Origin of the sequence: Streptomyces sp. NPDC058457 (assembly GCF_042720695.1) — a bacterium.
Lineage (GTDB): Bacteria > Actinomycetota > Actinomycetes > Streptomycetales > Streptomycetaceae > Streptomyces.
The window spans coordinates 1-25,386 of sequence record NZ_JBHXLU010000100.1; the positions used below are offsets into that span (position 1 = coordinate 1).

At 69.7% G+C, this 25,386-nt stretch carries 16 protein-coding genes and 3 pseudogenes; 8 read left to right on the top strand and 11 right to left on the bottom strand.

The window, feature by feature from the left end; genetic code table 11:
• Nucleotides 1-89: 89 nt before the first annotated feature.
• From bioD to bioB, 3 genes are read right to left on the bottom strand one after another with little or no spacing between them, the layout of a single operon-like run.
• Nucleotides 90-806 (bottom strand): dethiobiotin synthase, encoded by a 717-nt coding sequence (gene bioD, locus ACFWPS_RS45200; RefSeq protein ID WP_383717740.1) that lies wholly within the window; start codon nt 804-806, stop codon nt 90-92.
• 2 nt (nt 807-808) lie between these two features.
• Nucleotides 809-2,089: an adenosylmethionine--8-amino-7-oxononanoate transaminase gene (locus tag ACFWPS_RS45205; RefSeq protein WP_383717677.1), complete on the bottom strand. Its 1,281-nt coding sequence runs from the start codon at nt 2,087-2,089 to the stop codon at nt 809-811.
• Nucleotides 2,082-3,347, bottom strand: coding sequence for a biotin synthase BioB (gene bioB / locus ACFWPS_RS45210; RefSeq protein ID WP_383717680.1), 1,266 nt, complete (start codon nt 3,345-3,347; stop codon nt 2,082-2,084). Before bioB ends, ACFWPS_RS45205 begins: the two co-directional genes overlap by 8 nt.
• A 557-nt stretch (nt 3,348-3,904) precedes the next feature.
• Between bioB and ACFWPS_RS45215 the strand changes: the two genes are divergently transcribed.
• Together ACFWPS_RS45215 and ACFWPS_RS45220 are read left to right on the top strand one after the other, a co-directional pair.
• Entirely contained in the window at nt 3,905-4,657 is a 753-nt protein-coding gene (locus tag ACFWPS_RS45215) for a hypothetical protein (protein ID WP_383717682.1), read from the top strand.
• 159 nt (nt 4,658-4,816) lie between these two features.
• Nucleotides 4,817-6,247, top strand: coding sequence for a hypothetical protein (locus tag ACFWPS_RS45220; RefSeq protein WP_383717684.1), 1,431 nt, complete (start codon nt 4,817-4,819; stop codon nt 6,245-6,247).
• 736 nt (nt 6,248-6,983) lie between these two features.
• Here the strand turns inward: ACFWPS_RS45220 and ACFWPS_RS45225 are convergent.
• Nucleotides 6,984-8,249, bottom strand: coding sequence for a hypothetical protein (locus tag ACFWPS_RS45225; RefSeq protein WP_383717687.1), 1,266 nt, complete (start codon nt 8,247-8,249; stop codon nt 6,984-6,986).
• A gap of 463 nt (nt 8,250-8,712) precedes the next feature.
• On the opposite strand from ACFWPS_RS45225, the gene ACFWPS_RS45230 reads away from it, so the two are divergent.
• The 3 genes and pseudogenes from ACFWPS_RS45230 to ACFWPS_RS45240 all read left to right on the top strand — a co-directional run.
• Nucleotides 8,713-9,993, top strand: a complete 1,281-nt coding sequence (locus ACFWPS_RS45230) for a hypothetical protein (protein ID WP_383717690.1) — start codon at nt 8,713-8,715, stop codon at nt 9,991-9,993.
• 2 nt (nt 9,994-9,995) lie between these two features.
• Entirely contained in the window at nt 9,996-11,369 is a 1,374-nt protein-coding gene (locus ACFWPS_RS45235; RefSeq protein WP_383717692.1) for a DUF4041 domain-containing protein, read from the top strand.
• Nucleotides 11,370-11,557: 188 nt separating this feature from the next.
• Nucleotides 11,558-11,892, top strand: a pseudogene (locus ACFWPS_RS45240) (integrase); the annotation flags it as partial.
• Between the two features lie 122 nt (nt 11,893-12,014).
• Here the strand turns inward: ACFWPS_RS45240 and ACFWPS_RS45245 are convergent.
• From ACFWPS_RS45245 to ACFWPS_RS45260, 4 genes are all read right to left on the bottom strand, one after another.
• Nucleotides 12,015-12,893: an SGNH/GDSL hydrolase family protein gene (locus tag ACFWPS_RS45245; RefSeq protein ID WP_383717695.1), complete on the bottom strand. Its 879-nt coding sequence runs from the start codon at nt 12,891-12,893 to the stop codon at nt 12,015-12,017.
• A gap of 163 nt (nt 12,894-13,056) precedes the next feature.
• On the bottom strand, nt 13,057-13,683 hold the full coding sequence (locus ACFWPS_RS45250) for a TetR/AcrR family transcriptional regulator (RefSeq protein WP_383717698.1): 627 nt from the start codon (nt 13,681-13,683) through the stop codon (nt 13,057-13,059).
• Between the two features lie 56 nt (nt 13,684-13,739).
• Nucleotides 13,740-16,175, bottom strand: coding sequence for a glycoside hydrolase family 3 protein (locus ACFWPS_RS45255; protein WP_383717701.1), 2,436 nt, complete (start codon nt 16,173-16,175; stop codon nt 13,740-13,742).
• 89 nt (nt 16,176-16,264) lie between these two features.
• The gene (locus ACFWPS_RS45260) at nt 16,265-17,683 is read right to left on the bottom strand and encodes an MFS transporter (protein WP_383717703.1); all 1,419 of its coding nucleotides are present in this window, start codon (nt 17,681-17,683) and stop codon (nt 16,265-16,267) included.
• Between the two features lie 619 nt (nt 17,684-18,302).
• Here ACFWPS_RS45260 and ACFWPS_RS45265 point away from each other — a divergent pair.
• Nucleotides 18,303-21,119, top strand: a complete 2,817-nt coding sequence (locus ACFWPS_RS45265; protein ID WP_383717706.1) for a glycoside hydrolase family 78 protein — start codon at nt 18,303-18,305, stop codon at nt 21,117-21,119.
• Between the two features lie 220 nt (nt 21,120-21,339).
• Here the strand turns inward: ACFWPS_RS45265 and ACFWPS_RS45270 are convergent.
• The 3 genes and pseudogenes from ACFWPS_RS45270 to ACFWPS_RS45280 all read right to left on the bottom strand — a co-directional run.
• A pseudogene (locus tag ACFWPS_RS45270) lies at nt 21,340-21,483 on the bottom strand (SDR family NAD(P)-dependent oxidoreductase); the annotation flags it as partial.
• Nucleotides 21,484-21,549: 66 nt separating this feature from the next.
• Nucleotides 21,550-22,611, bottom strand: coding sequence for a sensor histidine kinase (locus tag ACFWPS_RS45275; RefSeq protein WP_383717708.1), 1,062 nt, complete (start codon nt 22,609-22,611; stop codon nt 21,550-21,552).
• Nucleotides 22,605-23,253 (bottom strand): annotated as a pseudogene (locus ACFWPS_RS45280) (response regulator transcription factor). The gene ACFWPS_RS45275 and the pseudogene ACFWPS_RS45280 overlap by 7 nt, the downstream one beginning before the upstream one ends.
• Before the next feature lie 197 nt (nt 23,254-23,450).
• On the opposite strand from ACFWPS_RS45280, the gene ACFWPS_RS45285 reads away from it, so the two are divergent.
• Nucleotides 23,451-24,692 carry an MMPL family transporter gene (locus ACFWPS_RS45285; RefSeq protein ID WP_383717710.1) on the top strand — a complete coding sequence of 414 codons (1,242 nt, stop codon included), beginning with the start codon at nt 23,451-23,453 and terminating at the stop codon, nt 24,690-24,692.
• A gap of 2 nt (nt 24,693-24,694) precedes the next feature.
• Entirely contained in the window at nt 24,695-25,225 is a 531-nt protein-coding gene (locus ACFWPS_RS45290; RefSeq protein ID WP_383717713.1) for an MMPL family transporter, read from the top strand.
• Nucleotides 25,226-25,386 lie beyond the last annotated feature (161 nt).

Sequence of the window (25,386 nt, forward strand, 5' to 3'; positions counted from 1 at the left end):
CCCCTTCGGGGGCGCCAGTGGAGCGCCCCTTTTAGGGGCGCGGGGAACTGCGCGACCAGCCCCCACACGGCCGCACCCGACCGAAGCGGCTAAGGCGCTACCTGCCCCCGGAACGCCTCCGCGTCCCAGCTCCCGTCCAGCCGCGCCGACAGCCAACTCGGCGCAACCGCACGGAACTCCGCGGGTGCCAGCGCCCCGGCCCCGGCCGGCAGCGCACCCAGCAGCGGCGCCCCGGCCACCTCCGGAAGGTCGGCGACATTGCAACGCGACGCCAGATCGGGGGAACCGGGCCAGCTGCCGATCACCACACCCAGCAACTCCAGCTCTCGCGCCCGCAGTTCACGGGCCGTCAGCTCGGTCGTGTTCAGGGTGCCGAGCCCGGCCGACGCCACCAGCAGCACCGGTGCGTTCAGCAGCCGGGCCGCGTCCGCCAGCGTGCCGCCCGCCTCGTCGAACCGGACCAGCAGCCCGCCCGCGCCCTCGACCAGCACCAACTCGTGCTCGGTGGCCAGCTTGGCGGCGGCCTCCGCCACGTCCTGCGGATGCACGGGGGCCATCCCCGCCCTGCGGGCCGCCGTGCCCGGCGCCAACGGCTCGGGGAAGCGCGCCACTTCGGACGCCGTCACGGCACCCGCGAGCCGCGCGACCTCGTCGGCGTCCCCGCGCTCGTCCGGTCGTACCCCCGTCTGCGCGGCCTTCAGGACCGCCACCGAGCGGCCCGCCGCGACCGCGGCGGCGGCGACCGCGGCCGTGGTGACCGTCTTGCCGACCTCCGTGCCCGTCCCTGTGATCACCAGGATCGGCATGCTCATCCCTCCCGCGCGGCGGCGCACACCGCGCGCGCGATCCGAGCCACGTCCGCGTCACCCGTGACGTACGGCGGCATCGTGTACACCAGGTCGCGGAACGGCCGCAGCCACACGCCCTCGCGCACCGCGGCGGCCGTCGCGGCCGACATGTCGACCTCGTGGTCGAGCTGGACCACCCCGATGGCGCCGAGGACCCGCACGTCCTGGACGCCGGGAATCTCCCGGGCGGGCGCCAGGCCCTCCCGCAGCCCCGCCTCGATCCGCTTGACCTCCGCGAGCCAGTCCTGGCCCAGCAGGAGCCCGAGCGAGGCGCAGGCGACAGAGGCCGCGAGCGGGTTGGCCATGAACGTCGGCCCGTGCGCCAGCACCGGCACCTCGCCGCGCGAGATCCCCTCGGCGACCCGGGGTGTGCACAGGGTCGCCGCCATCGTCAGATAGCCGCCGGTCAGCGCCTTGCCGACGCACATCACGTCCGGGGTGACGGCCGCGTGGTCCGCCGCGAACAGCGCGCCGGTACGCCCGAAGCCGGTCGCGATCTCGTCGAACACCAGCAGCACGTCGTGCGCGTCGCAGGCCTCGCGCAGCACCCGCAGGTAGGCGGGGGAGTGGAAGCGCATCCCGCCGGCGCCCTGCACCACCGGCTCCACGATCACCGCGGCCAGCTCGTGCGCGTGCCGCTCGACCGTCGAACGCAGATGCTCGGCGTACGACTCGTCGTACTCCGCCGGCGGTGCGTCGGCGAACACCTGGCGGGGCAGCACCCCGGACCAGAGCTCGTGCATCCCGCCCTCGGGGTCGCAGACGGACATCGGCTGCCAGGTGTCGCCGTGGTAGCCGCCGCGCCAGGTCAGCAGGCGCTGCTTCGCGGGGCGGCCGAGGGAGCGCCAGTACTGCAGGCACATCTTCACCGCGACCTCGACCGACACCGACCCCGAGTCGGCGAGGAAGACATGCTCCAGGCCAGCGGGTGTGATGTCGACGAGGAGCTTCGCCAGGCGGACGGCGGGCTCGTGGGTGAGCCCGCCGAACATCACATGGCTCATGCGGCCGAGCTGGTCGCGCGCGGCCTCGTTGAGCACCGGGTGGTTGTAGCCGTGGATCGCCGACCACCAGGACGACATGCCGTCGACAAGATCGCCCGAGCCGTCCGCCAACCTTAGCCGGACCCCGCTCGCCGACTCCACGACGAGCGGTTCGGCCCGGCCGGGCATCGGACCGTACGGATGCCAGACGTGCCGGCGGTCGAGGTCCAGCAGTTCGGGGACGCTCAGGTCAGGCATTGGGTGCGAGGTCCGTTCCGGCACCCCGGCGGCGGACGGCGACCAGGTCGGTGCGCGGCTCGTTGGCGGGGACGGCCACGCTCTCGTGGTCATTCTCGTGGGAACCGCACACCGACCCGCACCCGGCGCCCTCACCCGCGTGCGACCCACAGCCCGCGCCGTCGGCCGCGTGTGATCCGCAGCCCGTGCCGTCGGCCGCGTGCGATCCGCATCCGGCGCCCTCGGCCGCGTGCGGCCCGCAGCCGGCGACATCGGCCCGGTGCTGCGGCAGCGTCACCTCGTCCGCGCCCTCCACCGTGAACCCGGCGTCCGCGATCATCTCCAGGTCGGCCTGGCCGGCCTGGCCCTCGGTGGTCAGGTAGTCGCCGAGGAAGATCGAGTTGGCCAGGTGCAGCGCGAGCGGCTGCATGGTGCGCAGATGGACCTCGCGACCGCCCGCGATCCGGACCTCCACGTCCGGGCAGACGAACCGGACCATCGCCAGGATGCGCAGGCAGCGCTGCGGGGTGAGGTTCCACTCCTTGGCCAGCGGGGTGCCCTCGACCGGGATCAGGAAGTTCACCGGAACGGAGTCCGGGTCCAGCTCGCGCAGCGAGAAGACCACGTCGACCAGGTCCGCGTCGGTCTCGCCCATGCCGGCGATCAGACCGGAGCAGGCCGACAGCCCCGCCGCGTGCGCCTTGTTGACCGTGTCCACCCGGTCGGCGTACGTGTGCGTGGTCGTGATGTCCCCGTACGTTCCCTCGGACGTGTTGAGGTTGTGGTTGTAGGCGTCCGCGCCCGCCTCGCGCAGCCGCTCCGCCTGGCCGTCGGAGAGCAGGCCGAGGCAGGCGCACACCTCGACGCCCTCGTTCTGCTCCTTGATGGCCTTGATGGTGCCCGCGACCCGGTCCACGTCCCGGTCGGTCGGACCGCGCCCGCTGGCCACCAGGCAGACCCGCTTGGCGCCCCCGGCCAGGCCCGCGGCGGCCGCCCTGGAGGCCTCGTCGGGTTTCAGCCAGGTGTACTTCAGGATCCCGGTGGAGGAGCCCAGCCGCTGCGAGCAGTAGGAGCAGTCCTCCGGACACAGGCCCGACTTGAGGTTGACCAGGTAGTTGAGTTTCACGCGCCGGCCGAACCACTGCCGGCGCACCTTGCCGGCCGCGGCCACCACATCGAGCACGTCGTCGTCGGAGGTCGCCAGCACGGCGAGCGCTTCCTCGCGGGTCGGCAGCTCGCGCCGAAGCCCCTTGTCCACCAGCGTGTTCAGCAGGTCCATGAGAGCCGATCCTGTACTACGAGGCTGCTCCGGGCCAAGGAGAGTTTGCACAACCCTGTCAGTTCGACGTGTGGGGTATGTAACATGCCCACCCCCGTGCGTAGGGTCTACAGAGAGCACGGAAGACCAGGTCAGAGGCCCCAAGTCCGCATCCCGCCGCCGATTTGGTGAGAGTCATGTGTGAGACGCAAGGGCCAGTGGATCAGTTTGGAGGGTTCCTACAACACCCCCGAAGAGGCTGTTCCCTCAAGCGCCGTGCGTGACCTGGTGCGGGCTGTTCCGGAAGCTCTCGACATCCCCCGCCCTGCGACCGCAGGGGATCGCGAGGCGCACGACCGGATCGTGAGCGAACGGGCCACGCACGCGGCACTCGCGCTCCGCGGCACGCTGGACGGGTGTCCCCTCGAAATCGAACAGACAACCGGATATCTGCGGGAACGGCTTGCCGAGCATCCCGCTACCGGCTATGGCCGGTGGGCTGGTCGGTAGCCGCAGAGGCTCTGTACGGCTCTCTGAGACGCAAAGGAACCCCAGCGTCCGCTGGGGTTCCTGTCTGTGTGAAGGCCCATCAGGGGCTCGCTAAAGGTGCCCTAGCAGCCCTCCTCGTCATCCGCGCCCTGCGGGACAAGCTCCTCCTGGACGAACGGCACCTGATCGGCGCGGCCCGCACACTCAACGTCACCTGGCGGCGTATCGCCGACGCCCTGGAGTTGAAGAGCAGGCAAGCCGCTGAACGCCGCTATCTCCAACTGCGAGACGATCTCGGCGGCGTCGTTCCCGACGACCAGGAGCGGACCCAGGCCGAACGGGTGGAGGCGGCCCGCGCGCGGCGCGCCCGCCGGACCGAGTACGCCTGGGCCGTCTCGCATGCTGCTCCGATCCTCTGCCTGGCACTGCGTCTGGACGCGGTGGACGGACTGCAGCGGCGCGCCGACGCCTCCGAAGCCGCCCGCAGAGCCCACCAGATCGTCAACGCCGGCATCGTCTTCGAAGGGCGGCCCGCCCCGCCCCCGATCCGCATGCCGTGGCCGGACCGGCTGCACGCGGCGGCGGCCACCTACCGCACACACCAAAGCGCCCTGGCCGAGTACCGGTCCCGGCCCGCAACGCTCAGCACCGCGCTCGGCGAGGACGCCCGGCCGCCTCAGGGGCTACTCCTGCCTGTGATGTACGACCGGCTGGTGTACGACCTGTTCGGCCTCATCGGGCACGCTCTGGACATCGACCTGCACGACCACGCCGACCTCGCCGACGACGTCCGGGCCCTGTACGCGGAAGCCGGCGCGGCCTCACCGCACCTGAAGGAGTGAAGCGCGAATCGGTGCCTTGCCTGTGTGGCCGGACAGCGTGCGCATCAGGGACCCGCGCGGGTGAAGTCTTCCTGATTCCGGCCATCCTGAGATGGTTAGTGCGCCTTACTCCCACTCAGTGATGGTTCGGTCGTTCCGCAGATTGGAGGGGAGGCGGCAGTGAAGTACGCGCTGACTGAGAAGCAGCGGGAGCTGTTGAAGCAGGTTGCGGCGGCACCGAAAGCGTACGAGGCGGCCAATGCGCACAGCGGTGTTCTGTGGGCGCTGCAGCAGCGGGGACTGGTTCAGAGGGGCCGTGGGCCGGCAGGGCGCGAGGTAGTGGTGCTGACAGCCAGCGGCCGCTTCTACCTCAAGCACGGGAAGCATCCCAAAGAGGCGGAAGCGGATAAGCAGCGGCTGAAGGACGACCCGGCTCAGGCTGCTCTCGCGCCGGCAGACGGGGCCGAGCTCGTGGCCAGGCTCCGTGCGGGTCAGGGAACGGTCACCGTGCCCAACCCCGGCCCCCAAACCCGCTCCCGCTGGCGTGCCGCGTACTACCACGCTCTGCACCACGGACACATCCCGGACGGCTGCAAGCTGCGCTTCAGCGGCCGGGCCAAGTGCGACGTTGTGCTGAAACTCCTGGACGAAGCAGCCCTGAAAGTTGCCGAACCACCTGCCATCCCCGCAGTCGAGGTTCCAGACGACCTCCCGTTGAAACCCCATGCCCTGGTCGCACGCACGAGTAAAGCGCTGGGACGTTCGAAGACCACCGTGGACACCCGAGACCGGCCCGACATCGTTCCGATCAGCGTCTCCCGTCACCTCGCCGAACGGGCCATGCGCATTGCCCACGCCCTCATCACCGAAGCCGAACGACGCGGCTACGAGGTCACCACCGACAGCAGCCTCCACCGCGGCGAAGCAACCCATCGCCTCGTGATCCGCATCGGCGCCCACACTTACCCCTGGGAGATCACGGAGCGCACTGCCAAAGTGCCCCACGAGCCGACACCCCAGGAGCTCCGGAACATCGAGAAGAACCTCTGGGCCCCAGAGCCCCCGAAGTACGACCACCACCCCGACGGCCGCCTCATGATCGCTTCGCCCTGCCAGAGCCCCTACGGCAGCCCCTCCTACAGCCACTCCGACGGTGCGCGATGGAAACTGGAAGACCGCCTCGGTCACTTCCTGCACGACCTGGAGGAACGTGCTGCCCGCGCCGAGGAACAGCGCATCGCGAGCGAGCGCGAAGAACTGGCCCGCCAACGCAACTGGTACAGGACCTTGCGGCAGGCCCGCTCAGCCCAGATCACCGAGCACCGCAGTGCCGTCCTTGCCGGCCAGGTAGAGCACTGGCGCCTGGCAGAAGACATCCGAGCCTTCTGCACCGCAGCCCGTCAGTCCGGCGCAGCAACCGACTGGATGGAATGGGCTGAGAGCTATGCAGCATCCGTCGACCCGCTCACTACGCCCCTCAACATGCCGTCCGATCCACCTGCCGGCCAGTACGACCTGCGCGAGCACTTCCGCGGTGACCTCTACGCACACCCGTGGCCGTTCGACAGATCTGGAGGGTGGACCCTTGCCAACGGCGACATCGACAGCTGACGTGCATGATCGCGTAGGGCTTGCAGTTCTGCACGCAGCGCAGCGTTTTCAGCTGTCAGTTCGGCTTTGCTGCGTTGATCAGCGGGCGGTTCTTGTACGGAGCGCTCGGGCCTTTGCGGGCACTTGTTCGGTGGGGGATCTGCGGAGGGGCCCCAGGGGCTCGAAGGCGACGATCACAGACGGGTCCAGACCGCACTGTGGGCAGGTCTCCTTGGCATGGACTCCTCCGTCGGGCCGAGGGCTCTTCCGGCTGCGGGCTGCTTCGATGATGTGTCCGCAGTACAAGCGAAGCCGCCACCGCTGGAACTCCCATGGAGGCAGCGGAGACCCCAGGAGTTCGACCATCTGCTCCCGCTTCTCCTCCGACCAGGGAGGTACGTTGGCAAGCTGGCGTTCCACCCACCCGTGAAGCTGTACGGCCTCTTGCTGCCGGCGGTGGTCGGCCTTGGTCAGCTGGTAGTCCGCCAACGGCACACCGTGGCGCAGAAATTCGGCTTCCACGGCGATGAGAGTAGGCAGCGCGGTTCCCCTCTGGGATGAGACTGCGAGAGTTCACCCGTTGTGGTGCTCTGCTGGTGGGAACGGGTGTGGCGTCTTCGGCTTTGCTGCCGTGCCGACGGCTCCGTCCTTGCTCTGCCAGGGCTGTCCGGCTTCGCCTGCGGCCTTGGCTCCGTCACCGCCGGACTCACCCTCCGCTTGAGTTCGTGCGGAGTGGGCGCTGAGGCGGGTGGTGCCCTTACGGGTGGTTGGCGGTGAGGCGGCAGGAGGGGCAGGCTTTGGGGCTTCGGGGTCCGTAGCGGTGGATGGGGGTGGCACACAGCATGCAGGGTCCGATTTCCCAGGGCGGGCACTTCAGTTCTGCTGCGACGACGAGGCGTTCGCGTGGGGAAAGGCGCAGGGCGATGGGTCTCGTGGGCTGCAGGAGGGCGTCGTCGGGGGCGTGGTCGAAGGTGTACAGCCCGACGGCTGAGGTCCTTTCGCGTTGCGGGCGCGGACTGCTGGTGTGGGGGCCTTCTTCTCCGTAGTGGCAGGAGCTGTCGAGTTCTTGTTCGGTGTAGGTGACCGGTTCGTCGTCGGTCGGCCCGGACTCGGGCGGGATATTGGTCTCGCCGGTGATCTCGTGCCAGCGTCTGACGTCGCGTGCCAGGGCCCACAGATAGGAGGCGCGCCGGGCATCGTGCGGGTCGCGGGAGCGCACCGGCAGGTGCTCGCCGTCGGCGCTGGTGACGACGAGTTCGTCCAGTGGCGTGGCGCGTTCCTGGGGGATGCACAGGGCGGGCAGGAACCAGCCGCTGTGCCACATTCCGCAGGCGTCACCGGTTGCGGGGCAGGGACGTTCGCTGCTGGGAGTGCATTTCCAGATCTGCAGGTGCCGGACGCCGGCACGGATCATGAGGGTGAGCGGGGAGGCGATGCGCTGCCAGGGCACGTCGTCGACACGGGTCCAGGGAGCGCGGTCTATCAGGGCGGACGTGGCATCGGCTGTCACCCACAGGGGCGCGATGTTGCGCTCGCGGGCTGTGGCGGAGCGCCGGCGTACGGTGTTGGCGGTGATGGGGGAGTACTGGGCCTCCCATCCCACGCGGGCGCCTGCTCCGGTCACCAGCACATCGGTGATGATGCGCCCGTCCTGGGACCGGGCCTCGGTCTCCACGCCCAGTCCGTGCCGCTCTGCCGTCCGCGCGATCCGTTCCTTCATCGCCTTGTGCTTGTCGCTCTCCTGCGGTGTCGCGGCGTGGGTGAGCGGCAGATGCGCCGCGACCCACGTCACCTGGCCGTTGCTGCGCTGGCGACGTACGAACATCCACGGCGACTTGCCGGCCAGGGCGCACTGGCAGTCCTCGCCCTTGTAGTCCTTCAGGCACTGCAGCAGGTCCCGCGGCCGCTGCCCTACAGGCTGCGTGATCTCTTCCAGTAGCCCGGTGCAGCCCGGGTTGTCGAGGTCCTCGTACGTCAGGTTGATCTCTATGCCGTGCCTGGTGTGAAACACCCCGTTGGCCATGGAACTGACGGTAAGGCGCGGCCTGGGGTGTTGGAAGAGCACTGTGTAGAAGCGGGGTGGTCAGCGTCGCATCCCCCTCAAACTTAAGGATTCGAACGTGGAGCTCCGCGGTCTCCCGTCGTCGGGCCTGGCCGGGCAAACCGAGGGCCCTTGGGTAAAATTCTCCTCCGAGCAGGGGCTTGCCCAGGTCGTTCGGGGCTGGGCTGGACCCCGGCGGCGAACAACCGTGCCGGGGTGAAGGAGGAGCGGGTGGTGCACGGTTTCAAGACGGGGCAGACGCTGGTACGGCGCGACGTGCACTGCTCCGGCCGTTGGGGAGAAGCGGTTCGTGGCAGGTGTTTGGCCTGGCCCGCGCAAATGGTGGATCAACTTCCCGGTGGCAGTGATCGTCGCTACGGTGACACAGAGAGCTTGAGTTCTCGGCACCGGGAGTTCTCGGTACCGGGTCTTCTGGGGGGATGTTATGGGCAGACGTCGTGGTTTCTTCGCAGAGCTGAACTATCAGGCGCAGCAGGCGGAGAAGCGTCGACGACAGCAGGAGGCTGCCACGCATCGTGCCCATGTTGCAGCGCTGCGCCAAGCCGAACAGGCCTTGAAGGCGCATCAGCGTGCACAGGCGGCGGCGGTGAGAGCGTCGGCCGCGGAGAAGAAGGCCGCGGAGCGTGAGGCTGCGCGGCTCCTGGTGGAGTCCCGGCTGGCCGAGGTCGAGTCCCTGAATACGGATCTGGCCAGCGATCTTGCCGACATCGACGGGCTGCTCGCCTGGACTCTGGATGTGGACGACTACGTCGATCTCGAAGCGCTGAAGATCTCGCAGGTCGAGCATCCTCCGTTCGAGCCTGGTGGCCTGGCTGTTCCTGCGGCTGTGGTTGCGGAGCCGGAGTATGGCCCTGAGCCGGTGTATCAGGAGCCGGCTGTACCCACGGGACTCTCTGCTGTGCTCGGCGGGAAGAAGCGGTACCAGCAGGCTGTCGAGAGGGCCAGGGCCGCCTTCGAGGAGGCGCATGGCGACTGGGAGCGTGCCAGGGACGCTCTCCACCAGCGCCACGCCGAGGCAGTGGCCCGGCGGGAGAAGAAGGAAGCCAAGCGTGTGGCCCAGCTGGCTGCCGCCGAGGAGAAGTACCGGCAGGAATGCGAGAGGCGCGAGGCAGAAGCGTCTGCTCGCAACGCCGAGCTCTCCAAGCTCATCAATGATCTTGCCTTCGATGTGGAGTCCGCGATCGAGGAGTACGTCGGCATCGTCCTGTCCAACTCGGTCTACCCCGAGGTCTTCCCGGTCGAGCACGACCATGCGTTCCGTCTCGCGTCGCGGGAACTCACGCTCACGGTCAGCGTTCCAGAGCCCTCAACTGTGCCCTCCGTCAAGGGCTACCGGTACGTGAAGACGAAAGACGAGATAGCGTCAAGCAGTCTGCCGGTCCGCGAGCAGAAAGAGCGGTACGCGAACGCGGTCTGGCAGGTCGCCGTCCGCAGCCTCCACGAGGTCTTCGAGGCCGACCGTGCCGGAAAGATCCACTCGATTGCCCTGACGGTCGGCGTCGACACGATTGATCCGGCCACGGGACGCCCGGCCACAGTTCCTCTGGCTGTCGTTGCCGCGGACCGTGAGACGTTCAACGGGTTCGACCTGGCCAGAGTTGTCCCGCAGGCCACGTTGCAGCACCTTGGTGCCGCGCTGTCGAAGTCGCCTTTCGACCTGGTAGCGGCAGACACCAGCCGTGGCATCCGGGTTCGAGGGCAGTGACGATGCGATTCAACCCGCCACCAGGGTGGCCCACGCCGCCCAAGGGCTGGACACCTCCACAGGGATGGAAACCCGACCCGGCCTGGCCGGCCCCACCACCCGGCTGGCAGCTATTCGTCACCGACGACGCGTCCGCATCGGACAACAGCATCGATGTGTGCATCACCGTGTCGACCGCCGAGGATCCCGCCGGCCCGACGCCGGGAACACTTCAGTCCAGGCAGGACCAGACATCTGCTGATCCTCCGACTGCGCAGCCGGTGAACGGAGTTGACCCCGCGCCGTTGCTGGCCCGTATTGCCGCCCTTGAAGCCGAGCTCGCCACCGCACACGGCGGTGCCCAGGCGATCGATCTCAGCGACCAGCGCGCACTACAGGACGTCGGCATCTATCGCTACCACCACCCTCTGGAGAACGCTGCAGCCTACAAGGAGCGCCTCCACAGCCTCGAAGGCCAGATCGACGAGATCATCAAGAGCGGCCGCGCGATCCTCGCTGCCGACATGTTCACCTTCGACGGATCCCTGGCCCGAGGGCGAAAGCTTGTCGGTGACCTGTCCAAACTGATGCTGCGGGCCTACAACGCGGAGGCCGACAACTGCGTGCGCTCGCTGCGATCGGGAAACGTGCGCGCCGCGCGGAAGCGCCTGGAGTCGGCGGTCACCGCGATCGAGAAGCTGGGCGTGATCATGGAGATGCGGATCAGCCCCGAGTATCACGCCCTGCGCATCACTGAGCTCGAACTCACTGCAGACTTTCAGATGAAGGCACAAGAAGAGCGCGAACGCGCCCGCCAGGAACGCCAGCTCCTTCGCGAACAGCGCCGAGCTGAACAGGAGCTGGCCGCCGAGAAAGAGCGACTCGAGAAGGAACGAGCCCACTACATCAGCGTCCTGGACTCCCTGAGGGCCCAAGGCGACGACACTGCTGTCGCTGAGCTCTCGCTCCGCCTCGCTGACATCGAAAAAGCCATCGCAGCCAACGACTACCGCATCGCGAACATCCGCGCCGGCTACGTATACGTCATCTCCAACCTGGGTGCTTTCGGCCCGAACATCGTCAAGATCGGCATGACCCGCCGCCTCGAGCCGATGGACCGTGTCCGGGAGCTCGGCGACGCTTCAGTGCCGTTCCGCTACGACGTCCACGCCATGTTCTTCTCCGAAGACGCCGTGACACTGGAGTCCGAACTCCACAAGGCGTTCGCTACTCGCCGCGTCAACTTTGTCAACGAACGACGCGAGTTCTTCTTCGCCACACCATCCGAGGTGCGAGCACTATTGGCAGACAAGGTAGGCGGCCTGCTCGAATTCACGGAGGAACCCGCGGCTCTCGAGTACTTCCAGAGCCGTAGCCGTTGGCCGCAGCAGAGCTGAGTGCGATCGAAGGGACAGCGCCAGCGACATTGGTGTCCTTCGACCTCGGTGCAGGCACACTCCCATCCGCTGCCCTGGTGCAGTTCGGCGATGCTGTGCGCTACCACGGAGGTGGCTGTGGGGCTCGGTTATTCATTGCTGCTGGTCAAAGCGCCACGCCCCGGGTGTTGGTCTGCGGCCATGTTCAAGTGATCGTGTCGCTCGTGTACCAGGTCACTCGGCATCTTCTGTCTGTTCCAGCGGTGCTGCTGCGGCGCCACACCGCGAAGGAGGCGGAACTGCTGGTCCTGCGGCACGAGAACGCCGTGCTACGACGCCAGCTGCAATAAGACCAATACGGTACGAGTCTGCGGACCGCCTCTGGTTCGTGACCCTGTCCTCGCTGATCTCGCGCCGCCGCTGGGCCGAGGTCTTCCCGGTCACGCCCAGCACGCTTCTGGCCTGGCACCGCAAGCTCATCGCCCGCCGCTGGGACTATTCCGGGCGACGCCGTGGGCCGGGACGGCCGCCCACCCATGCGGCTGCCATGATGCGGTGAGGCCGGACCATCCCGCGGCGGCAGCCTGCGTCCGACCGTCGCCGCAGTGCGGCGGGTATACCTGAACGGCACGTCCCCGCTGATTGCGGATCACCGAGGGACGCTGTTCATGTCTTGAGCTGTTCGACAACGGCGTTCGCGACAGCGCGCATTCCCTCCGCGGTCGGGTGGAACGGCGTAACTTTCCCGAGATCGCGGAGTCGGTCCGGCAGGCCGCCCACCCATGGATGCGCCGACCCCAGCGCGTGCTCACCGCTGCGTTCCCTCATGCGCACGAGCTCCGCACCCGACCGGGACGCGGCGGCCTCGAAGACCTGGGAGACCGTCTCTCCCAGTTGCCTCAGTGCGTCGATGTCTGCCTCGTCGAACGGCGCCGCACGGCTGGGACGGGTGCCAGGCCCGATGACGGTCAGGTAGTCGACGAGGAGGATCCGTGCGCCGGGTGCCCGGCCGCGCACTGTGTCGACCACGTGGCATAGGCCGACGGTCGCCCGCTCCACCGTCTCGGCCGTCGGATTCGGAACCTGGGTCCTGGGCAGCAGCGCCCGTAGCGGTCGGGCCCAGGGCGAGGACTTGAGCCGGCCCGCGATGCCGAGAGCGAACATGCTGCCGATGTAGTTCAGGTCGTTGCCGCCCACCGTGATCGTCACCAGATCCGTGCGGGAGGGTACCCCCTCGATCTGCGGCGGGAATTCCGTCCGCATGCGGCGCTGCGGAGTGTCCAGGACGGTTTGGGTCGTCGCTCCCGACACCGTCAGGTCGGTCAGCTCGGCATCGAGTCGCCGGGCGACCAGGTTCGGATAGTTCCGAGCCGAGCGCCCTGCCGCTCGGTTCGCGATCGGCTCGATGCCGGGGCCTGCGGCGAACGAGCTCCCTACAGCTGCGACATGGCGGAAGTGTGAACTCATGGTTCCTCGTCTTGTGGCGGGTCCGCAGACGACCGTTACCTCGGCCGCGGAGAGGAAGAGCAGGTCCGTGTCAGACATGTGATCACGGTGGAGGCCCTGTCCTTCGCTCGCGTCGGATGCCCGAGTAAGGGGTGCTGGACGTGGCATGACCACACTCGGCGGAGTGGAGGGCGCGACCCGGAACTGCACGCTGAGCGGAACGTCGGCGCGGCTGACCGCCCTGGCCGTCCGGCCGTGCGTGTCAGTCGTCCTCGCCGGTGGGCGTGCCGTCTGCCCTCTCGCCCACGTCGGGGGCGCACATCCGGTTGAACGCCTCGACCAGCACGGTCATGTCCACGCTCGGGTCCAGCAGCCACTGCAGCTGGATGCCGTCGGACACCGCGAGCAGCAGTCGTGCCATGAGCTCGGCGTCGACGTCCGCGCGGATGCGCCGCTGCTGCTGCCCGTGGTCCAGACCGTTCTGGATCTGGGCACTCAGCTCTGTGTACCGCCGCTTGAAGAACGCGTGGGCGGGATGCTCCGGGTCCGACGCGGCGGCCGACAGGGTCACGAACAGGTCGACCAGACCTGGTTGCCGTGCGTTGTGCCCGACGGTCCGGGCCACCGCCTCGCCCGGCGTCATCACATCGACGACCGCTTCGGTGTCCAGGGCGTCCCGCTCGGCGAGCACGGCCAGCAGCAGGTCCTCCCGGGAGTCGAAGTAGTGCAGCACACCTGCCTGGGACATGCCCACGCGATCGGCGATCTCCTTGAGCGACGAGCCGCGCTCGCCCTGCTCGCTGTAGACCTCCAGGGCCGCACGCAGAATCTGCTTTCGGCGCTCCAACCCCTTGCGGTACGGGCCCCTGGGTTTGCGTGGTGTGCTCACGGTCAGACCGTACTTCACTCATGGGTGTGTGGGTTCGCCCGGGGCGCCAGTCGTGATCATGACGCGCGGGGTACGGCGGCGGCCAGCCGCAGGTCGGCCGCCGAGCGCCCCACCCGCAGCCGGTGCGGCCCGGAACGCGGAACCGGGCCGGCCGCGCTCCAGACGGTGAGGGCCCTGGCCGGCACGGTGATCGTGGCGATCACGGCCTCGCTCGCCGCCGCCTCGACCGCGGCGAAACCGATGAGACGGTGCGGTTCGTCGCCGGCCGGGTCCAGGTACGCCTGGACGACCTCGCGGCCCGCACGCGTCCCGGTGTTGCGGAGCGTGACGCGTATCGAGAGGCCGCGTTCCATGTCTCCGGTCACGACGAAGTCCTGGTAGTCCCAGGTCGTGTACGACAGACCGTGTCCGAAGGGGAACAGGGGCGTGGTGTCGCGCGCGGCGTAGGCGCGGTAGCCGATCAGGTCCGCTTCCGAGTACTCCAGTGTTCCGTCCACCGGCCGCGTGGACAGGACCGGTACGTCCGCTTCGGCGGCGGGGAAGGTGGTGGGCAGGCGGCCACCGGGCTCGGCGCCGGTGAGGACGTCGGCGATGGCGTCCCCGCCCTCCTGGCCGGGGAACCAGGACCAGAGCAGGGCGGCGGGCCGGTCGGCCCACGGGAGCAGGAAGGGGGCGCCGGCGTTCACGACGACAGCGGTGCGCGGGTTGGCGGCGCAGACCCGTTCCACGAGCTCGTTCTGCCGACCGCGCAGGGCGAGGGTCGCGCGATCGACGCTCTCGGTCTCGGTGTCGGCGTCACTGCCGACCATCAGGATGACGGTATCGGCCGCGGCGGCCGCGGCGACCGCCGCGTCCAGTTCCTCCTCGTCGGTTCCGCGAGGTGTGTCGTATCCGAGACCCAGCAGGGTGATCGGGTACGGCAGGTGACGCTGTGGCCTGAAGCGCACCAGGATCTCGGTCTCGCCCCTGCCCGCGGGAAAGGTGAAGGTGTGAGCCGGCGGACGGAGCGCCAGCGAGACGATGTCGTCGTCCTCCTGGAGCTGTTCCAGGGTCTGCGGTGCGTGCCCCGGGACGTGCAGCGTGATGTGCCCGGGGCCGACGACCGACAGCCGGTGGACGCCGGATTCCCGGAGCATGAGCCGGGTCCGTACGAACAGTTCCGCCACCTCGTCGGCGAGTAGAAGCGGGAACCAGTTGGCTGCCGGAGCCTTGTGCTCCTCGGACAGAACGGTCCCGTCGGCCGACCGGTACTCCAGCCGTACACCGGGCTCGCCGGTCACCGGGTCGGTGGCGGTGCCACCCTCCAGCGGCAGGAGCCTCGCGTGCGGGAACGCGCCCTGGTGGACGGTGATCTCGACGCCGTCACCCAGCGCACGGCGCAGCCCTTCGAGCGGGGTGACGACACGTTCGGGAATCACGTGGGCGCTCCCGCCGCCCTGCGCCGCGAAGCGGACGGCGTTTGGGCCGATGAGGGCGACCTTGCGCAGGGCGTCCGGACGCAGAGGCAGCAGCCCGTCGTTGCGCAGCAGCACGGAACCGCGGACCGCCAGTTCCCGTATGCGGGAGCGGACATCCCCGGGCACGGGTGCCGCCTCCGGCGCGTCCACGCCGTCCAGTGCGCCGACCCGGGCGGCCAGCCGCAGGACGCGGCGGACCTTGTCGTCGATCACGGCTTCGGTAACCCGGCCGTCCTCCACGGCGGCAAGCAGCGCGGTGCCCCAGGGTCCATCGGGTCCCGGCATGACCAGGTCGAGGCCGGCCAGGGCCGAGGCTTCGGTGGAGCCGGTGGCCTGCCAGTCGGAGACGACGACGCCATCGAAGCCCCACTCCTCCTTCAGCAGGCCGTTCAGCAGCTTCTCGTTCTCGGTCATCGTCGTGCCGTTGACCGCGTTGTAGGCAGCCATCACCATCCACGCGCCGGCCTCCTTCACGGCGGCCTCGAAGGGGGGCAGATACGTCTCGCGCAAGGTCTTCTCGTCGATCCGGGCGTCATACGTCGTCCGCTCGGTCTCGGAGTCGTTGCCCACGAAGTGCTTGACGGTGGCGGCCACTCCGGTCGACTGCACGCCCTTGACGAAGCCCACCGCGGTGCGGGCAGTGAGGAGCGGGTCCTCGGAGTAACTCTCGAAGTGCCGTCCGCCCAGGGGCGAGCGGTGCAGGTTGACGGTGGGGGTGAGCAGGACGTGGATGCCCATCTGCCGGGCTTTGAGCCCCATGAGGCGGCCGGCCTCGTACGCGGTCTCCTCGTCCCAGGCGGCGGAGAGGGAGGTGGGGCTGGGGAAGAGGAGCGAGGGGGTCACGGCGTCGCCGAAAGCGGTGCCACGAGGGCCCGCGGGCCCGTCGGACAAGGCGAGGGAAGCGAGGCCGGCGGCGACGACCGGTGTCAGGGTCCAGGCGTCGCCGCCGGTGAGCAGGGTCACCTTCTCTTTGAGGGACATGGCGTCGAGGCGCCGGGTGAGGTCCGCTTCGTCCACCGTCTGTCGACGGGTCATGGGCCGGTCCTGTCTTTCTGGCATGTTGGGGAGCCGGGGCCGCCGCGACGGGGCAGTGGTCGGGCGGCGGCCCCGGAGCTGGGGAGTGCTCAGGCGGCGGCCACGGCCTCGCCCGCCTCGACCTCATCGGCGCGCCTGAGCTTCGGGACCAGGGCGACGGCGAGCAGTCCGACCACGGCCAGGGCGGCGGCGAACAGCATCGCGTTCTTGTAGCCGGCGTCGTGGTAGAAGCGGGTTCCCTGGGCCACCGTGCTGTCCTTGGCGAGGATCACGTAGACGACCTGGGTGACGATGGTCGTCAACACGCCTTGGGCCATGGTCTGCAGTCCGTTGGCGGTCGCCTGCTCCTCGGGGCTGACCGCCTCGATGACCAGGACCGGGATGGAGGAGACCATCAGGCCCATGGCGATCGCGGAGAAGACGCCCAGCAGCATGAGCTGGGTGCTGTTGTAGTGCCAACTCCGCTGGAGCAGGAACCCTACGGCGGCGAACGCGGCACCGAGTGCCAGCGGCAGGCGGGCGTCGATCTTGCGCAGTGCGACACCGGTGCCGAAGCCGACGACCAGGATCAGGATGCTGGCCGGGATGCCGATGACCGCGTAGTGCGTGGCGGTCATGCCGAGGCCGTCGGAGACCATGGGGATCTTCGGGTAGAGCACCAGCAGCTGGCCGATGATGCCGGTGCCGAAGATGGTCGCGCCGATCAGCGCGGTGGCCAGGAAGACGGACCAGACGGCACGACGGGAGGCCATCGTCAGGTCGAAGAGCGGATGGGCGACCTTGAGGTCGGTGACGATGTAGAGCAGGATCGCCGCGACGCCGCCGAACATGTAGGCCAGGGTGCTCGCATCGGTCCAGCCCCACTCGCCACCCTTGCCGATGCCGTAGGTGAGGGCCGCAGCGCCGCCGCCGAGGAGGACGCCGCCCAGCCAGTTCACCTTGGTCCGCTCCGCGCGGTGCGGGGTCTCCGGGACCACAGTGATCAGGAGCAGCAGGCCGATGGCCGTGGAGATGGCCAGCGACCACATCACACCCCGCCACCCGAAGCTGTCGATGACCCAACCGGTGAGGAAGGGGCCGCCGATGGCGACGAAGGCGATGCCGCTGCCGATCATGCCGCTGGCCGCACCCACGTGCTTGGGCGGGAAGAGCTCACGGACGGACGCGTAGGCCAGGGCCGCGATGGGTGCGTAGAAGCCGGCGATGCCGCGGCCGACCAGCAGGGTGGTGTAGTTGTTGGCCAGCGCCGCGATGATGTCGCCGGCGAGACCGACAACGGTGATGGCGATCATGACGTTGCGCTTGCCGTAGAAGTCGGAGAGCTTCACGACGAACGGCGCGATCACGGTGCCGACCAGCGCATTGACCAGGATGAACCAGCCGATTTCGGTGGTGCGGAAGTGTATCGCCACGGAGGCCTGGGCGTTGCCGCCCAGCAGGCCGGCCAGCGACAGCAGCTGGGTGGGCCACATCAGGGCGAGGGCGACGAGGGCGAGACGGGCCCCCATGCCGGCTCGGGGGGCTTTGGCCGCCGGCACCGGTGTGGTCGCGGGCGATGGCGAGGGCGTGGTGGAGGAAGACACGGCGATGTGGCCTCTCTTCGGAGGGAGGGTGGTGAGCGGCGGTTGGGGCCTGGGAGACCTCATCGGGGCGGTGGGGGAGGTTCGTACGGGACGAACGACGCGTCCGAGGGGTGGGCGCCGGGAGAGGCGGTGCCCGCTGGTTGGAACCTTTCAATTCCGTGGCGGTCATGGTGGGAGTCGCGATCCGGTCTGTCAATCCGTCTCGTACCGGCCGTTCTGCCGTGGGTGCGTGAGCGGGGCTGACGAGGTGCGGAGTGCGGCTCCCGTAGGCCTCTGAACCGGTTGGATCCGGAGTGAACGGGAAGTTCACATGGCGGAAACCTAGCTATGTTCGGGATTCGTGGCTAGGGTTTCGTTCATAACTTTTTTGAGTCACCGGCTGGATCTTTACGGCCACCCTCTCGGGTTGGGCGGGCCTTCATCCCCAAATTCTGAATCGATTCAGCTCGAATCGGTGACTCATGATGTACACAGGCACGCAGTCGTGCCGGCACGAGAGCGAGGACCACAGGTGAGTCAGGAAACCCTTGACGGAACGGGTGTCGTGAGCGATGTCCGGTTCGAGCACGTGCGTGATGCGCTCGGACTCGGAACCGGTCGCCCGCGGCTGTCGTGGACCACGCTCACCGAGGCGCGGGACTGGACCCAGACGGCGTACGAGATCGAACTGACCGTGCAGGACGGCGACGATCCCGCTACTGCGCGGGTGGAGTCGGCCGACTCGGTCCTCGTGCCCTGGCCGTTCGACCCGCTGTCGGCGCGCGGCAGGGCCGCAGTCCGGGTCCGCGTCACCGGGGCAGACGGCGCGCTCTCCCCGTGGAGCGAGCCGACGCCGGTGGAGGCGGGGCTGCTCGCTCCGGACGACTGGACGGCCGTCTTCGTCACGCCGGACTGGGACGAGGACCCGCAGGCGGACCAGCCTTCGCCGTACCTGCGCCGTGAGTTCGAATTGCGCGGACCCGTGCGCGGGGCACGCCTGTACGCCACCGCGCTCGGCGTGTACGAGGCGGAGATCAACGGCGTCCGCGTCGGCGACGAGGTCCTGGCCCCGGGCTGGACGGCGTACGACAAGCGCCTGCGCTACCGGACCCACGACGTCACCGATCTGCTCCGGCCGGGGCGGAACACCATCGGCGCGGTCCTCGGCGAGGGGTGGTTCCGCGGGCGCATCGGCTTCGACGGCAAGACCCGCGCGGTCTACGGCGACCGGCTCGCCCTGCTGGCCCAACTGGAGGTGGAGTACGCCGACGGCACGACCGAGCGTGTCACCACCGACGGGTCGTGGCGTGCGGCGACCGGGCCGGTCCTCTCCTCCAGCATCTACGACGGCGAGGCCTACGACGCCCGACTGGAGCGGTCCGGCTGGTCGCGGCCCGGCCACGACGAGTCCGGCTGGCGCGGGGTGCGCGTCCTGGAACGCGACCTCGGCACCCTCGTGGCGCCCGACGGCCCCCCGGTGCGGCGAATCGAGGAGATCGCCCCGGTCTCCGTGACCACCACCCGCTCCGGCAGGACGCTCCTCGACTTCGGCCAGAACCTCGTGGGCCGACTGCGCCTGACCGTGACCGGAGCGGGCGGCACCCGTGTCACCCTGCGGCACGCCGAGATCCTGGAGGACGGGGAACTGTGCACCAGACCGCTGCGCACGGCCGCCGCGACCGACAGCTACATCCTGCGCGGGGAGGGCGAGGAGGTCTTCGAACCCCGTTTCACCTTCCACGGCTTCCGGTACGCCGAGATCACGGGACAGCCGGACGACTTCGACCCGACGACGGTGCGTGCCGTGGTCCTGCACTCCGACCTGGAGCGCACGGGATCGTTCGAGTGCTCCGACGAACTCGTCGACCGCCTGCACGAGAACGTGCTGTGGGGCATGCGGGGCAACTTCCTGGACGTTCCCACCGACTGTCCGCAGCGTGACGAACGGCTGGGCTGGACCGGTGACATTCAGGTCTTCTCGCCGACCGCCTCGTACCTGTACGACAGCGCCGGTTTCCTCGGCTCCTGGCTCGCCGACCTCGCCGTCGAGCAGGGCGCGGACGGTGTGGTGCCGTTCGTGGTGCCCCGGGTGGGGGTGGCCGGTGCCGACACCCCGACCGCGGCCTGGGGCGACGCGGCCGTGTTCGTGCCCTGGGTGCTCCACGAGCGCTACGGCGACACCGGGGTCCTGGCCGCCCAGTACGGCTCGATGCGGGCCTGGGTGGAACACGTGGCCTCGCTCGCCGGCGAGAGCAGGCTGTGGGACAGCGGCTTCCAGTTCGGTGACTGGCTCGACCCGACGGCCCCCGCCGGGCGACCCGACGGCGCCGCCACCCCGGGCGAACTGGTCGCCACGGCGTACTTCGCCCGCTCCACCGAACTCCTCGCCCGCACCGCCGGAATCCTGGGCCACACCGAGGACGCCGAACGCTACCGCGTCCTGTCCGCCGAGGTGAGGACGGCGTTCCAGCGGGAGTACGTCACCGACGCGGGCCGGATGATGTCCGACGCGCCGACCGCGTACGCCCTGGCGATCTGCTTCGATCTGCTGGACTCCGAGGCCCAGCGCGCCCGCGCCGGCGAGCGACTCGCGAAGCTGGTCCGCGGCAACGGCCACAAGATCGCCACGGGCTTCGTCGGCACGCCGCTGGTCTGCGACGCCCTGACCCGCACCGGCCATGCGGAGACCGCGTACCGGCTGCTCCTGCAGAAGGAGTGCCCGTCCTGGCTCTACCCGGTCACCATGGGCGCGACCACGATCTGGGAGCGCTGGGACAGCCTGCTGCCCGACGGCACGGTCAACCCCAGCGGGATGACCTCGTTCAACCACTACGCCCTGGGTGCCGTCGCTGACTGGCTGCACCGCACTGTTGCCGGTCTGGCCCCCGCCGCCCCGGGCTACCGGCGCCTGCGCATCCAGCCACGCCCCGGCGGCGGCCTCACCCACGCCGGCGCGAGGCTGCGCACCCCGTACGGCGAGGCGGCGGTCTCCTGGAACCTGACCGGGACGCAGCTGACGGTTGAGGCGCTCGTGCCGCCCAACACCACCGCCGAGGTCCTCCTCCCCGACGGCGACGAGATCGTCGGGGTCGGATCGGGCCGCCACAGCTGGACGGTGACGCTCGGTGCCGAGGAGGCCGAACTGCCCCCGCTGTCGGTGGACATGAGCATCGACGCCCTGCTGGACCGCGAGGAGGCCGCCCGCGTCTTCAAGGACCTGCTGATCTCCTACATCCCGGAGGCAGCCGAGTTCATCGAGAGCGGGTCGGGGGCCGCCCCCACCGGGACCACGGTCCGCACGATCGCGGGGATGATCCCGAACACCGAGAAGTTCCTCGCCGACCTGGAGGCGAAGTTCGCCGAACTGGAGGGCCGCGCCTGACGGGTGCCGCCTTCCTGACCGGAGGGCCGCGCCTGACGGAGCCCGCCTTCCTAACCGGAGGCCAGCCTCCTGAGCAGGAGGGGCAGGGCCGCAGCGTGCGTACCAAGGCCGCCGTGGGCCTGGGGAAGTACGCCTTCGCCGGTTTCCTATCCAGGGCCCGTACGACGTGTTGGGCCGCGTGCTCCTGGCTGATCTGGAAGGGCTTCGGCAGACCGTCCTCGCTGATCCGGTCGGTGGCGACGAAGCCGGGGTGGATCGAGGTGAACCGGATGCCCCGGGGCGCCAGTTCGACCCGCGCCGCGTCGAGAAGAGTGCGCGCGGCGGCCTTCGCCGCAGAGTAGGGGGCCTGACGTGGAAGGCCCATCAGGCCATGCTGCTCCTTCGGTCGCTGGGACGGGGTTCATGGTGAAGTGTCGGTCATTAGCCCCGTTCACACAGCCTTTCGAGCCGACCGGTGCGGGAGAGGCAGGATCACGTCCACCCGGGTGCCGCGGCCAGGGGCGCTGTCGAGACGGATCCGGCCGCCGTGCAGCTCCGACACGGCGGCGACGATGGCGAGCCCCAGTCCGCTGCCCCCGCGGGCGCGGCTGCGCCCCTTGCCGGCTCGGTAGAAGCGGTCGAAGACGTGGGCGACGGCGTCCCCGGAGATGCCCGGCCCCTCGTCCTCGACCCGGAGCAGCGCCTCGTCTCCCGTCGTATGCACCTCGACACGGCAGGGCGCGCCCGCGGGGGTGTGCATACGGACGTTGCCGAGGAGGTTGGCCAGCAGGCTCCGCAGCTGGGCCTCGTCGCCCAGGACGACCACCCCGGCCTTGATGTCCGGTCGGAACGGGCGCTCCGGCTCGACCGTGGCGGCGTCACGGCAGGAGTCGCGGGCGATCCGGCTGAGGTCGACCGGCTCCAGGCCCGCCTCGTCCTCCTCGCCGAACCGGGCCAGTGTCAGCAGCGACTCGACCAGCCGCGTCATCCGGTGGATCTCGGACAGCATGCGGTCCACGGCCTCGTCGACCGCGGCCGTTTCCGGCAACGCGCCCCGCTGGTAGAGCTCGGCGTAGCCCCGCAGGGACTGGAGCGGGGTGCGCAGCTCGTGCGAGGCGTCGGCCACGAACTGGCGCATCCTCTCCTCCGACCGCTCACGTGCGCCGAGAGTGGTCTGGATCTGGTCGAGCATGCGGTTCAGCGCCTCGGCGAGCCGGCCGACCTCGGTGGTCGGGGCGGTGGCGGCCACGGTGAGCCGGTGACGGAACTCGTCGGCCGCGATCGCGTCGGCGGTGTCCGCGGCCCGCTCCAGGGGGTGCAGCTCGCGGCGCACCACCGCGGTGCTGACCACCGCCACGCCGGTCAGTCCGGCCAGTTCGACGGTCACGATGACGGCCGGGTCCTCGCTCACGACCCAGGTAAACGCGGTGGCCGCCATGGCGCACGCGCACAGGGCGGTGACGAGCGCGCCGAGCCTGGTCCGCAGCGGCCACCTCCGGATCCGGTTCAGCACCCCGGCTCCCGGACGCCGTAGCCGACGCCGCGCTGCGTGTGGATCAGCGGGAGGCCCAGCGGGTCCAGCTTGCGGCGCAGATAACTGACGTAGGTAGCAACCACCGTGTCGTCACCGTTGAAGTCGTACGACCAGACATGGTCGAGGAGCTGGGCGCGGGGGACCACCCATCCGCTGTGCAGCATCAGATAGCGCAGCAGCCGGAACTCCGTGGGGGACAGGTCGACGGCGGTCCCGGCACGGCGCAGTACGGCAGGCATCGATCCGGGCGGCCACCTCGTCGAGGCCGAAGGGTTTGGTGATGTAGTCGTCACCGCCCGCGGTGAGCTCCCTGACCAGGTCCTGCCGGGTGTCGCGGGCGGTGGGGAAGACGACGGCGTGCGGCAGACCGTCCGCGCGCAGGCGCCGCATCACCTCGAAGCCGTCGCCGTCCGGCAGCATCACGTCGAGCAGGATCAGTTCGGGCAGGAAGTCCCGCGCCGCCGTCAGGGCCTCCTTCGCCGTGGCGGCGGTGCGGACGTCGTATCCGATGAACCGCAGGAACCGTTCGACGGTGTCCAGGATCGCCGGTTCGTCGTCGACCACCAGAAGCCGTCCGAGCCGCGGCGGCCCCGCCGCGCCGCCGGGGTTCTGGTCACTCATGTCGTGTGGTTCTCCCGTCGTGCGTACCGCGCCCCCATGGTGTCGTTCGATCATGTCGGATCGCCGAGCCCCCGCTCCATGGGAGTTGTGTGTCAAGACCGGCTCCAGGAGGCCGTTCCGGCGGGGAGACGGGCGCCGGGTTCCTAGCGTGGATCACACAGATCCCTTCCCCGTCTCTGGTATCGGGGAGTTCTCGCGTGTCCACGCTTCTGTACCGCCTGGGCCGTTTCGCCTACTGGCGCAAATGGTCCGTCATCGGCGCCTGGTCCGTCCTGCTGCTCGTGGCGGTCGTGGCCGCGCTCGGTCTGATGAGGCCGTTCGCCTCTGCCACCACCATTCCGGGCACCGAGGCCCAGCGCACGCTTGACGTGGTGCGGGCGAAGTTCCCCACGGACGACACGCACACCACCGGGAAGATCGTCTTCCGGGCGCCGGACGGCGAGACCGTCAGCGCCGGTGCCAGCGCGAAGACCGTACGCCGGACCGTCGACGAGGTGGCCGGTGTCCCGGGTGTGATCGCCGCCACCGCCCCGGAGGTGAAGGCCGCAACGGTGTCGGCCGACGGCAGGACGGGCATCGCCCAGCTGACCTTCTCCGCCAAGAAGGGCGACACCCTCCCCGAGGCCACCAGGACAGGCGTCGAGGAGGCCGCCGCCGGGGCCCGTCGGGCCGGGCTGACCGTGGAACTCGGCGGTGACGCGTTCTCCCAGGCCAAGGTCGAGGTGATGGGGCCCGGGGAAGCGGTGGGCGTGCTGATCGCCCTGGGCGTCCTGGTCCTCGTCTTCCGTTCCCTGCGCGCCGCGGTCGTCCCGGTGGCCACCGCGCTCGTCGGCGTGGCCGTCGGCGTCCTGGGCCTGCTGTCCCTGACCAGCGTCGTCACGATGGACAGCACCTCGGTCATCCTCGCCGTGATGCTCGGCCTCGCCGTCGGCATCGACTACGCCCTCTTCATCGTCTCCCGCCACCAGACCCAGGTCAGGGACGGCATGGACCCCGAGGAGTCGGCCGGGCTCGCGACCGGCACGGCGGGCGGCGCGGTCGTGTTCGCCGGCGCGACGGTCGTGATAGCGCTGGCCGCGCTGTCCCTGGTGAACATCCCGTTCCTCACGGTGATGGGCCTCGGCGCCGCCGCCACCGTGGTGGTCTCCGTACTGATCGCCGTCACCCTGCTCCCCGCCGTGCTGGGCCTGATGGGCAGGCGGATCGCCACCAGTTCGGTGCCGGTGCTGCGCCGCTCCACGGAACGCGCCGCCCGTCGGACGGGTCACCCGGCCACGGGTGTGCGCTGGGCCGCCCTGGTGGCGCGGCGCCGCTGGACCGTGCTCGTCGTGTCCCTGCTCGGCCTGGGCGTCCTCGCCGTACCGGCGGCCGACCTCCGGCTCGGTCTCGGCGGCACCCAGGACCCCGACACCTCCGCGGCCTGGCACTCGTCCTGCTGATCGTGGTCTTCCGCGCGGTCGCCGTACCGCTGAAGGCGGCCCTGGGCTTCCTCCTGTCGCCGGGTGCCTCCCTGGGCGCCATGGTGGCGGTGTTCCAGTGGGGCTGGCTCTCCGGCCTGCTCGGGATCAAGGAGACCGGACCGGTGCTGAGCTTCCTGCCGATGCTGCTCGTCGGCATCCTCTTCGGCCTGGCGATGGACTACGAGGTGTTCCTCGTCTCGCGGATGCGTGAGGAGTACGCCCACGGACGGACGGCCGCCGATGCCATGATCCGGGGGTTCGGGCACGGCTCCAAGGTCGTCACCGCCGCCGTCCTGATCATGATCGCTGTCTTCGGGTCCGTCGTCTTCGCCGACATGCAGGTCATCAAGGGGATGGGATTCGCCCTCGGTATCGGTGTGCTGCTGGACGCGTTCGTCGTCCGCATGGCGCTGGTACCCGCGGTGATGGCCGTCCTCGGCGACCGGGCGTGGTGGCTGCCGCGGTTCCTGCGGAGGGTCCTGCCGGACGTGGACATCGAGGGGAGCGCCTGACCCGCAGGATGGCCGGCGCCACCTCGGCCGCGGTCGCGCCGCCGGGGCAGTCGGGCACGGAGCGGATCGCGGTCCGCTCCGGTGGGGCGGCGTGTAGCCGACGTCCTCTGACCCTGAACACCGGTCTTGCTCCCTTCTCGGACACGGCGGGTCGGCCTCGC